At 68.3% G+C, this 10,408-nt stretch carries 9 protein-coding genes, 1 tRNA gene and 2 pseudogenes; 2 read left to right on the forward strand and 10 right to left on the reverse strand.

Features of this window, described 5'->3' with window-relative positions; genetic code table 11:
• The coding region (locus TVH25_RS18875) for a helix-turn-helix transcriptional regulator (protein WP_422425185.1) at positions 1-351 on the forward strand (351 nt) is incomplete at its 5' end.
• A gap of 47 nt (positions 352-398) precedes the next feature.
• On the opposite strand, the gene TVH25_RS18880 is transcribed toward TVH25_RS18875, so the two are convergent.
• Positions 399-1,316, reverse strand: coding sequence for an alpha/beta hydrolase (locus tag TVH25_RS18880; RefSeq protein ID WP_422425187.1), 918 nt, complete (start codon positions 1,314-1,316; stop codon positions 399-401).
• Between the two features lie 103 nt (positions 1,317-1,419).
• Here TVH25_RS18880 and TVH25_RS18885 point away from each other — a divergent pair, with 103 nt between their 5' ends.
• A complete protein-coding gene (locus tag TVH25_RS18885; protein ID WP_422425188.1) occupies positions 1,420-1,965 on the forward strand; it encodes a TetR/AcrR family transcriptional regulator in 546 nt (181 codons plus the stop codon).
• Positions 1,966-2,113: 148 nt separating this feature from the next.
• Here TVH25_RS18885 and TVH25_RS18890 read toward each other — a convergent pair.
• From TVH25_RS18890 to TVH25_RS18930, 9 genes and pseudogenes are all read right to left on the reverse strand, one after another.
• Positions 2,114-2,187: transfer RNA gene (locus TVH25_RS18890), tRNA-Pro, on the reverse strand.
• A 107-nt stretch (positions 2,188-2,294) separates the two neighbouring features.
• A pseudogene (gene der / locus TVH25_RS18895) lies at positions 2,295-3,741 on the reverse strand (ribosome biogenesis GTPase Der).
• A complete protein-coding gene (cmk, locus tag TVH25_RS18900; RefSeq protein WP_169622385.1) occupies positions 3,738-4,400 on the reverse strand; it encodes a (d)CMP kinase in 663 nt (220 codons plus the stop codon). The pseudogene der and the gene cmk overlap by 4 nt, the downstream one beginning before the upstream one ends.
• Before the next feature lie 44 nt (positions 4,401-4,444).
• Positions 4,445-5,473 (reverse strand): annotated as a pseudogene (locus TVH25_RS18905) (pseudouridine synthase); the annotation flags it as partial.
• 541 nt (positions 5,474-6,014) lie between these two features.
• Positions 6,015-6,719, reverse strand: coding sequence for an SMC-Scp complex subunit ScpB (scpB, locus tag TVH25_RS18910; RefSeq protein WP_422425190.1), 705 nt, complete (start codon positions 6,717-6,719; stop codon positions 6,015-6,017).
• A complete protein-coding gene (locus TVH25_RS18915; RefSeq protein ID WP_422425196.1) occupies positions 6,716-7,540 on the reverse strand; it encodes a segregation and condensation protein A in 825 nt (274 codons plus the stop codon). The genes scpB and TVH25_RS18915 overlap by 4 nt, the downstream gene beginning before the upstream one ends.
• Positions 7,541-7,657: 117 nt before the next feature.
• On the reverse strand, positions 7,658-8,608 hold the full coding sequence (locus TVH25_RS18920; RefSeq protein ID WP_422425192.1) for a ParA family protein: 951 nt from the start codon (positions 8,606-8,608) through the stop codon (positions 7,658-7,660).
• Between the two features lie 152 nt (positions 8,609-8,760).
• Complete coding sequence (gene xerD / locus TVH25_RS18925) at positions 8,761-9,678, reverse strand: site-specific tyrosine recombinase XerD (protein WP_296550977.1); 918 nt, start codon at positions 9,676-9,678, stop codon at positions 8,761-8,763.
• 13 nt (positions 9,679-9,691) lie between these two features.
• Positions 9,692-10,321: an NUDIX domain-containing protein gene (locus TVH25_RS18930; RefSeq protein ID WP_422425194.1), complete on the reverse strand. Its 630-nt coding sequence runs from the start codon at positions 10,319-10,321 to the stop codon at positions 9,692-9,694.
• Between the last annotated feature and the right edge of the window lie 87 nt (positions 10,322-10,408).

The raw sequence follows: 10,408 nt of genomic DNA on the forward strand, positions 1-10,408 counted from the left end.
GGGGCGGGGGGGGGGGGGGCGCTGCAGGACCCGCAGGTGGGCCGCGCGCTCGCGGCGGTACACCGCGCTCCGGAGGGACCGTGGAGTGTCGCCGGGCTGGCTCGCGAGGCATCGATGTCACGATCTGCGTTCGCTGCGAGGTTCACCGAACTCGTCGGGGAGCCGCCCATGCGGTACGTCGCCCGGTGGCGGATGGAAACAGCGGCCGTGGCGTTGCACAGGGGCGCGACGGTGTCCGAACTCGCCGCGCGATCGGGATACGAATCCGAGGCTGCATTCGCGCGTGCGTTCAAGCGGGCGACGGGGACAACCCCGGGAGCGGTACGGCGGCGCGGGACTTCGTCAGCGTGAAGCCCCTCCGGTTCGAGGGAAGGGCAAGGCCGTTGTCGACGGTGTCGTCACCGAGCGCCTCTGACATGGCGATCCAGGAAAGCGATCTGATCGGTCACGATCTGCTCGAAGTGCGGCTCCAGATAGGGTTCGAAGTGCGTGCAGTCATAGGACCGCACTTCACCCCGCGGGATGCGCCCCGCGATCTTCCGAGCCTTCGCATACGGGGTGACGTCGTCCTGCGTGGCGAGCTGAACCAGCGTCGGAGCAGTGATGTCGGCTGCCTTCCTCCCCGGTGAGTAGAACGGGACTCGGAGCGCGATACGAGCAGCCACATCATTCTCGGCCAGTAGTTTCTCGAACTGGTCACCGGCCATTCGCTCGACCAGGGCGTAGGCACCGGGGGAGGTCATCATCGCGAGGTCGCCGGGTATGCCGATGGACTTGACCCGATGGGGCGGGCGGCCCAGCCACGCCCCTACCTGATCGCGCACGGCCGCCACGACAAGGCGGGCGAGGAGTGTGGGGGCTTGCGCGAACGCCGAGGCTGGGCCGGTCACGTGGGGCACCTGCACGATCGCGGCAGCAAGCGCGTGATCCCGGGCGGCCAGGTCCAAGACGTGTCCACCGCCGAATGAGGATCCCCACCCGACGATGCGCGTCGTGTCGACGTTGGGCAGACTGCGGGCGTAGGCGATGGCGGCACGCCAGTCGGCGTGCTGCCGACCGATGTCGAGGATGCGGCGGGGTTGTCCTCCGCTGGCCCCCCAGTGGCGATAGTCGAACACCAGCGCGGCGTATCCGGCTTGGGCGAACCGTGCAGCGTAGGCGTCCAGTCGCAGTTCGCGGAACGCGGCGAAGCCGTGCGCCAGCACGACGACGGGCGGATTCTCGACGCCATCGGGCCGATACAGCCATGCGGCGCAGGGGGTCCCATCGGACAGGAATGTCACGTCGTGTCGGACGTAGCTGTATGGGTGAGTCACGGTGCTCCCCCGGCGAGTATCTTGAATGACATTCAACACAAAGTAGCAGCGCCGTGAACGGCATCGAGGAATGGCACCTGGACCGCCCGAGGGGAACCACGCCATGGCACGCAACAAGCGCCCGCAACCCGCCGACGAGAAGCGCGCAGAAATCGTGGCGGCCGCCCGGCGGCTGTTCGTCGAGGATGGCTACGACGCCACGTCGATGAGCCGACTCGCCAAGGAAGCCGAGGTGGCCCCGAACACTATCTACTGGTACTTCGGAAACAAGGACGACGTCTTGATCGCAGTTCTCACAGCGGTCATGGCCGACGTGTGGCCGCGCTACCAGGACGTCGCCGCCGAACCCATTGCCACCCGGTTGCTTTGGGTGGTCGGACAACTCACGGACATGAGTCACCTGGTGACGACGGTGCACGCCCGCGTCGAGCACTCTCCGGCCGTCGCCGAATGGCATCAGAATTTCCATGCGATCACCGGAAGTCTGTTCCGCTACGAGCTCGAGAAGGCCGGAGTCGCCGCCCCCACCGTGGACGCCGAAGTGATGATCGGAATTTTCACCATCGAAGGACTCCTCGCGCACCACCAGAACGAATCTCAGCAACGCACCATCTGCGATGCTCTGGCTTCGCGCTGGACACTGACGTAGTTGCGCCGGAAATGGGCTCTCGTAGCTCCACGAGACCCGTTCGAGGACTATGCGCCACTCGGCAGCGATCCGCGCTGAATCAGGGCTCGAACGCAGTAGAGGCGGTCTCGGATTTCTCCGAAACCGCCTCTGACATGCTGTTCCTCGGTCGGGCTGACAGGATTTGAACCTGCGACCACTTGACCCCCAGTCAAGTGCGCTACCAAGCTGCGCCACAGCCCGTCCCGCGCTCTCTCGAACGCTCGTTGAGATTACAACAGGGACGGCGGGAAACGCTAATCGCCTGGTCAGGGCACTGTGACCGTCACGGGGTCATGGGCGCGGACCGCTCACTTGCGACGGTCACGCTTCTCCCGGACGCGAACCGAGACACGAACCGGGCTGCCGTCGAAGTTGAACTCCTCACGCAGCTTCCGTTCGATGAACCGGCGGTAACCGGCCTCGAGGAATCCGGTGGTGAACAACACGAAGGTCGGCGGGCGCGTCGCGGCCTGCGTCGCGAACATCACACGCGGCAACCGGCCACCGCGCATCGGCGGAGGCGTCGCGGCCACGATCTCCTTGAGCCAATTGTTGAGACGTCCGGTGGAGATGCGCTTGTCCCACGACTCGAGCGCCGTCTCCATGGCCGGGACGAGACGCTGCACCGAGCGGCCGGTCTTGGCGGAGATGTTGACGCGCGCCGCCCACGGCACCCGCGACAGGTCGCGCTCGATCTCGCGGCCGAGTTCGTAGCGACGGTCCTCGTCGACGAGATCCCACTTGTTGAAGGCGATCACGAGCGCCCGGCCCGATTCCACGACCATCGTGATGACACGCTGATCCTGCTCGGTGATGGGCTGGGACGCGTCGATCAGCAGCACCGCGACCTCCGCGGCCTCGATCGCCGCGCGCGTCCGCAGCGACGCGTAGAACTCGGCGCCCGACGCATGCGTGACCCGCTTGCGCAGCCCCGCCGTGTCCACGAATCGCCACGGCTTGCCCCCGAGCTCGCCGAGGGCGTCGGCCGGGGCGCGGGGGGGGGGGGGGGCGGGGGGGGCGCCGGGGCCCCCCCCCGGCGTGCACCACCGAACGCTCGTCGCCGGCGAGCTTGTTGAGCAGGCTCGACTTGCCGACGTTCGGCTTACCGACCAGTGCGACGCGACGAGGTCCTCCCCCGCCGGTGCCTTCGCGCGGCGTCGCGGGCAGTTTCTCGAGCAGGTCGTCGAGCAGGTCGCCCGTGCCGCGTCCGTGGGTGGCGGACACCGAATAGGGCTGACCGAGGCCGAGCGACCACAGGGCGGCGGCTTCGGCTTCGACGCGGTCGTCGTCGACCTTGTTCGCGACGAGCAGCACCGGGGTCTTCGAGCGCCGCAGCACCTTCGCGACAGCCTCGTCGACGTTGGTCGCACCGACCGTCGCGTCCACGACGACGAGAATCGCGTCGGCGGTACGCATCGCGACCTCGGCCTGCTGCGCCACGGACTGCATCATGCCCTTGGCGTCGGGCTCCCAGCCGCCGGTGTCCTGCACCATGAATCGGCGCCCTGCCCACGTCGCCTCGTACGAGACGCGGTCGCGGGTGACTCCGGGCACATCCTCGACGACCGCCTCGCGACGACCGATGATGCGGTTGACCAGAGTCGATTTGCCGACGTTGGGTCGGCCGACGACCGCGACGGTCGGAACCGGCACGAACTCTTCGAAGGCGTCACCGTCGGTGAGGTCGATATCCCAGTCGGTTTCTTCCGACCATGTGCCGTCTCCGGCGAATTCTGTGGTGACGTCGTCGCTCACAGCGTCGCTCCCGTCTGCTCGGTGACCACCGCGACCAGCGCGGCAACCACCTCGTCGATGTTCATATCGCTGGTGTCCACGACGACCGCGTCGTCCGCCGCGCGCAGCGGTGAGACCGCGCGGGTGGAGTCGAGGTGGTCGCGGCGTTGTACCGCCGCGAGCACAGCCTCGTAGTCGTCGCCGCGTCCTTGGGCGATGTTCTGGTTGTTGCGCCGGTGGGCGCGGGCCTCCGGAGAGGCGGTGAGATAGATCTTCACGTCCGAGTCGGGGAACACGACGGTGCCGATGTCACGTCCCTCGACGACGACACGGCCCGCGGCGCGTCCGAGTCGCCGCTGTGCCTCGACGAGGAGCGTGCGCACCTCGGGCACTGCGGAGACTGCGGACACCGCAGCGGTGACCTCCCCGCTGCGGATGACCTCGCGGACGTCCTCACCGTCGAGGCGGATGTCCTCGACTGCCGGATCGGTGCCGATGGACCAGGGCAGACCTGCGGTGACCGCCGCGATGGCGGCCGGGTCCGTCAGATCGGTGCCGCGACGCAGCGCGTGCAGGGTCGCGATCCGGTACATGGCCCCGGTGTCGAGGTATGCCGCCTTCAGGTGCTTCGCCAGGCGCTTGGACACGGTGGATTTCCCGGTCCCGGACGGGCCGTCCATCGCGACGATCAGCGGGCCCTCCCCGGCGAGCGGGGCGGAGCCGGTCACAGGCCGACCGCCTCGTACAGTCCGCCGACTTCCTTGCGTCCGAGCACACGGAGAGTGCCGGGCCGCTGGTCGCCGAGCGCGACCGCACCGATGTTGGTGCGCACCAGGCGGATCACCGGGTGACCCACCGCGTCGAGCAGGCGGCGGACGATGTGCTTGCGGCCCTCGTGCAATTCGAGACGCACGCGGGACTGGCCGTTGAAGACTTCGAGCAGTGCGAACTGGTCCACCGAGGCGGGGCCGTCGTCCAGCTCGATGCCTTCCTTGAGCTTCTTGCCGACGCCGCGCGGCAACTCGCCCTTGACGGTCGCCAGGTACGTCTTGGTGACCTCGAACGACGGGTGCATGAGCCGGTGGGCGAGCTCACCGTCGTTGGTGAGCAGCAGCAGACCTTCGGTGTCCGCGTCGAGCCGGCCCACGTGGAAGAGTCGCTGGCCGGCAGCGATGCGTTCGGAGACGATGTCGCCGACGCAGGGGCGGCCGAGATCGTCGGACATCGTGGACTGCCATCCGCGCGGCTTGTTGAGCACGAGATGCACGAGGTCCTTCTTCACGACCACGCGCGTTCCGTCCACGCGGATGACCGTGTTCTCCGGGTCGACGCGGAGGCCCTGTTCGACCACGATCTTGCCGTCGACCTCGACGCGACCGGCATCGATGAGTTCTTCGGCGGCGCGGCGTGAGGCGACACCGGCCTGGGCGAGCACCTTCTGCAGGCGCACTCCCTCACCTGCGGGAAGCTGGGTGGGACCGGCATCGCTGTGCTGGTGTCGCGCGGGCTTCGCATTGCTGATCGTCGGGTTGGGCACGGGCCGCTTGGCCGCCGGTTTCGGCGCGGCCGGGCGGCCGCGCTTGTTCAGCGTGGCGCCCTTGCGGTGGGGCTTCTTCCCGGCGTCCGGCGTCGAGGTTTCTGCCCGTCGATCCGGGCGAGCGTCGGTGCGGCGATCGGGACGAGAGTCCGTACGTCCCTCAGCCCGGCGATCGGGACGAGAGTCCGTACGACGATCGGGACGGGCATCGGTCCGGTACTCGGGACGGCCTTCGGTACGACGGTCGGTCCGGTGATCCGAACGACCCTCGGTGCGGCGATCGGGACGGCCTTCCGTACGACGATCCGTCCGGAAATCCGAACGACCCTCCGTACGACGATCGGGACGGTGGTCCGAACGACCCTCCGTACGTCGATCGGGACGGTGGTCCGAACGGTGGTCCGAACGACCTTCGGTACGACGATCAGGACGACCCTCCGTACGACGATCCGTCCGGAAATCCGAACGACCCTCGGTACGACGATCAGGACGACCCTCCGTACGACGATCGGTACGGAAATCCGAACGACCCTCGGTACGGCGATCAGGACGACCCTCCGTACGACGATCGGTACGGAAATCCGAACGACCCTCGGTACGGCGGTCGGGGCGGGAGTCGGTGCGACGATCGGGACGAGCGTCCGTCCGATTGTCGGAGCGCTGAGCGCGAGGATTCTGAGCCTTCGCGGCGCGGGGGTTACTACGATTGCGGTCCGGTGTGCCATCACGGCGAGCGGGTGTATTCACTTGATTCCTGTCAATTCTCTGGATCGAACTCCGCGGGCGAGAGTGTCTCGGGACGCGCGTTCTTTCCCATTCTCTCAAATCGTGGGTCCGACTCGAGACTCTCAGAGATGTCATCGATCACATCGACGTCCGGAAGTAGGGGTCCGACGGGCGGAAGATCCTGCAGCGACGCCAGCCCGAGCCGTTCCAGGAACAGATCCGTCGTGACGTAGAGCGTGCCGCCGGTCTCGCGATCCGTCCCCGCCTCGGCGATGAGATCCCGGGCGAGCAGGGTGCGCATCACGCCGTCGACATTGACGCCGCGCACCGCACTGACCCGTCTACGGGTCACCGGCTGCCGGTATGCGACGACGGCCAGCGTTTCCAGGGCCGCGCGGGTGAGCTTCGTGCGTGCGCCGCCCTGCAGCAGTTTCTCGACGTACGGTGCGAAGTCGCGGCGTGTGTAGAAGCGCCAGCCGTCCCCCGCGATCCGCAGGTCGATGCCGGAGCCGCGCGCGGTGAGACTCTGCGCGAGGCCGCGCAGTGCGGTCTCCGCACGTTCGGTGGTGACTCCGATGGCGGCGGCGAGTTGTTCGGTGGGTGCCGGGGTGTCGACCACGAGCAGCAACGCTTCGAGCGCTGCGACGAGTTCGTCGTCGGCCATCTCGAGCAGTTCCGCGTCCCAGGCCCGCTCGTCGGCGGTACCGGCGGCATCCGCGACGTGGTCCTGGCTCATCCGTAGTCCTCCTCGAAGTCGATGGCGTCGTCGTCGTTCTCCCCGGTCCACGCCACCTGCAACGGGCCCAACGGGTCGGGTTGTTCGAACGTGACGGCACGTTCCCGGTAGAGCTCGAGCAGCGCAAGGAACCGGGCGACGATCTGGAGTCCGTGCTCGCACTCGGAAATCAGTTCGTCGAACCCTACCCAGACCCCGGCGCCGCGTTGTTCCAGGACAGCGAGAATCAGGGCCGCTTGCTCGGGTACCGACACGGTCGGCACGTGCAGGTGGTCGAGACCGACCGTGGGAACCGGCTTGGGCCGGAACGCGGCAGCCGCGATCTCCGCGAAGCGCTGGGCGTCGACGCCGAGGACGACGTCGGGCACCATGTTCTCGAAGCATTCTTCGAGGGAGACCGCGCGCGGGTAGCGGCGCAGAGCGGCACTTTCGAGAGCGGCGAACTGCTCGGCGACGAGTTTGTAGGCCCGGTACTGAAGGAGCCGCGCGAACAGCAGGTCGCGGGCTTCGAGGAGGGCGAGGTCTTCGGGATCGTCGACGTCGCCGGACGGAAGCAGCCGCGCCGCTTTGAGATCGAGCAGGGTCGCCGCGACGACGAGAAACTCCGTGGTCTGATCGAGACCCATCTCGGGACCGAGCCGGCGGGTGTAGGAGATGAATTCGTCGGTGACCTCATGGAGCGCTACTTCGGTCACGTCGAGGCGGCGTTGGGAGATCAGGCTGAGCAGCAGATCGAAGGGGCCTTCGAAGTTGCGGAGGCTCAGGTGGAAACCGGCTGGCCTGTCCGGCTCCGCGGCAACCGGCGCCGAGGTCTCTGCGATCGCCGCTGTGTCCGGGGCAGACGGGATTTCCGGGGCGCCCGGCGTGAGATTCCGGTCGACGGTGTCCGGACGAGTGGCTTTCGGAGGAGCCGTGTCCGGGGTGGCGGTGTACACGGGTCAGCGGCCGGTCCGGTGGATCACTTCTCGCGCCAGGCCCCGATAGGCCTCCGCGCCGGCGGAGGTAGGAGCCCACCGCGTGATCGGTTCGCCCGCGACGCTGGTCTCGGGGAATTTCACGGTGCGGTTGATGACAGCGTCGTAGACCAGATCTCCGAACACCTCGACGACGCGCGACATCACTTCGCGGCCGTGCAGGGTGCGCGAGTCGTACATGGTCACTAGAATCCCCGCCACCGTCAGTTTCGGGTTGAGCCGGTCCCGGACCTTGGCGACCGTGTCGTTGAGCAGCGCGAGCCCGCGGAGACTGAAGAATTCGCATTCCATCGGGATGAGCACCGAGTCGGCGCAGGCCAGCGCGTTGACGGTGAGAAGCCCGAGCGAGGGCTGGCAATCGACGAGTATGTAGTCGTAGCGGTCGAGCAGAGGGTAGAGCGCGCGTCCGAGTGCCTGTTCGCGTCCGACTTCGGAGACGAGTTGGATCTCGGCGGCCGACAGGTCGATGTTGCTGGGCAAAAGATCGAGGTTCTCGACACGTGTGTGAACGAGGACGTCGTCGGCGGTGACCCGCGGGTCGACGAGAACGTTGTGGACCGTCATGTCGAGGTCGTGGTGGGCGACACCGAGACCGGCCGACAGCGCGCCTTGGGGGTCGAGATCGACGAGGAGCACGCGGCGCCCGCATTCGGCGAGCGATGCGCCGAGGTTGATGGTCGAGGTGGTCTTGCCGACCCCGCCCTTCTGGTTGCACATCGCGATGATCTTCGCGGGACCGTGGGACGAGAGCGGGGAAGGTTCGGGTATCGACCGGCGCGGCCGTCCCGTAGGTCCGAGTTCGACATCGGCGACCGGCGGCGCGGACTCCGCGTCCCGCGATCCGGTGGCCGCGAGCGCCCATGCGGGTGTCCGGGTCTGTGTAGTTTCCGTGGCGGGTGGCTGAGGTGTGCCCACGTTCGGTACTCCCCCTGTCTGGCGACCCGGTCTCTGTCTCACCGGAGTCTGTCTGTCACCGGAGCCATGGTCCGGCGGCCGTTCCGTTACACGAACGCTACCGCCTCGTGCCCCCGTTTACCGCACGGACACGCGCCGCTACGCGGTGTAACTCATCTCGCGCGCGGATGCGCGCCGGCCCACACCTCGCGCAGCGCACCCACTGTGACCAGCGTGTATATCTGAGTGGTCGTCACAGAAGCATGCCCCAGTAACTCCTGTACCACCCGTACGTCGGCGCCGCCGTCGAGGAGATGCGTCGCGAAGGAGTGGCGCAGGGTGTGAGGGGAGACATTCGAGTCGATTCCGGCTCGGTCCGCGGCGGCTCGCAGCACCGTCCAGGCGCTCTGCCGGGAGAGCCGGCCGCCGCGCGCGTTGAGGAACAGCGCGGGCGTGTGTCCGCCGGCGAGGGCGGGTCTGCCCCGTACGAGATAGGCGTCGAGCGCGGCGAGTGCGGGTCGCCCGACGGGAACGAGGCGCTGTTTTCCTCCCTTGCCTCGCAGCAGCACGGCACGCGACTCGGTGTCGATGTCGTCGATGTCGAGCCCTACGGCTTCGGAGATCCGCGCTCCGGTGGAGTACAGCACTTCGAGCAGCGCACGGTCACGCAGGCCGCGCGCGCCGTCCGCTTCCCCTCCGACGGCGTCGAGGAGCGCGGTGACCTGGTCGACGGTGAGCGACTTCGGCAGTCGCCTGCCCTGGCTCGGTGGGGTGACGGACCGCGCGACGTCCACCGGGGTGTGGCCTTCCGCGGCGGCGAACCGGTGGAGGCCGCGAACCGCGATCAGTGCGCGGGCTACCGAACCGGCAGCGAGCGCAGGACGGCTGGCTTCGGGGTCGCCGCGGCGGAGCGCGACCCCGAAATCGGCGATGTGCTGTTCCTCGACATCGGCGAGCTCACCGACCCCGCGCTCCGCGAGGTAGTCGAGGTATCGGGTCAGGTCCCGCCGGTAGGCCGTGATCGTGTTGCGGGCAGCACCGCGTTCGACGGTGAGGTGATCGAGATAGGCGTCGAGGTGTCGTGCGAGCACGCCCTCTAGGTTCTCACTGTTCGGCGCGAGTGCGGGCGAACGCGGTCGGCCGGTCCGGCCATGCCGCGTCCGGGGCGCGGAGGAACGCTCCCCCGGTGGCGCGAGTGGCGGCGAACGCCAGGATGCCCAAGACCGCCGTGGCATTGACGATCTCTCCGCGCAACGCCATCGCGACGGCCTCGTCGAGAGGGACGAATTCCACCTCGAGGTCCGCCTCTTCGTGGACAGGGTCGGGGCGGTCGACCGAGGTGAGACCGCGTGCGGCGAAGACACGGACCGCCTCGTCGGTGAATCCGGGCGACAGCGCGATGTCGACGAGGACTTCCCATTCGGCGGCGGCAAGTCCGGTCTCTTCGGCGAGTTCGCGGCGTGCCGTATCGAGGGGGTCCTCACCGGGGGCGTCGAGCAGGCCGGCGGGTAGCTCCCACAGCCGCCGGCCGAGCGGATGGCGGTATTGATGGACGAGCAGCACCCGGTCGTGGGCGTCGACGGCCACCACGGCCACGGCGCCGTGGTGCTCGACGACTTCCCGTTCGGCGGTCTGCCCGCCGGGCATGACCACCTCGTCGACGCGCAGCGACACGATGGCGCCGGTGTAGATCCGTCTGCTGGACCGGGTGCTGAATTCGTGTCGCTGCGCCATCGATCTACTCGGCGTCGCCGGCGCCGGGCGCGGCCCTGACCGGCGCCGCGGCGGCCGGGGCACCCCCCGGGGCCGCGCCGGGCCCCC

It is taken from the genome of Rhodococcus sp. 7Tela_A2, from assembly GCF_049311045.1.
Taxonomy (GTDB): Bacteria; Actinomycetota; Actinomycetes; order Mycobacteriales; family Mycobacteriaceae; genus Rhodococcus.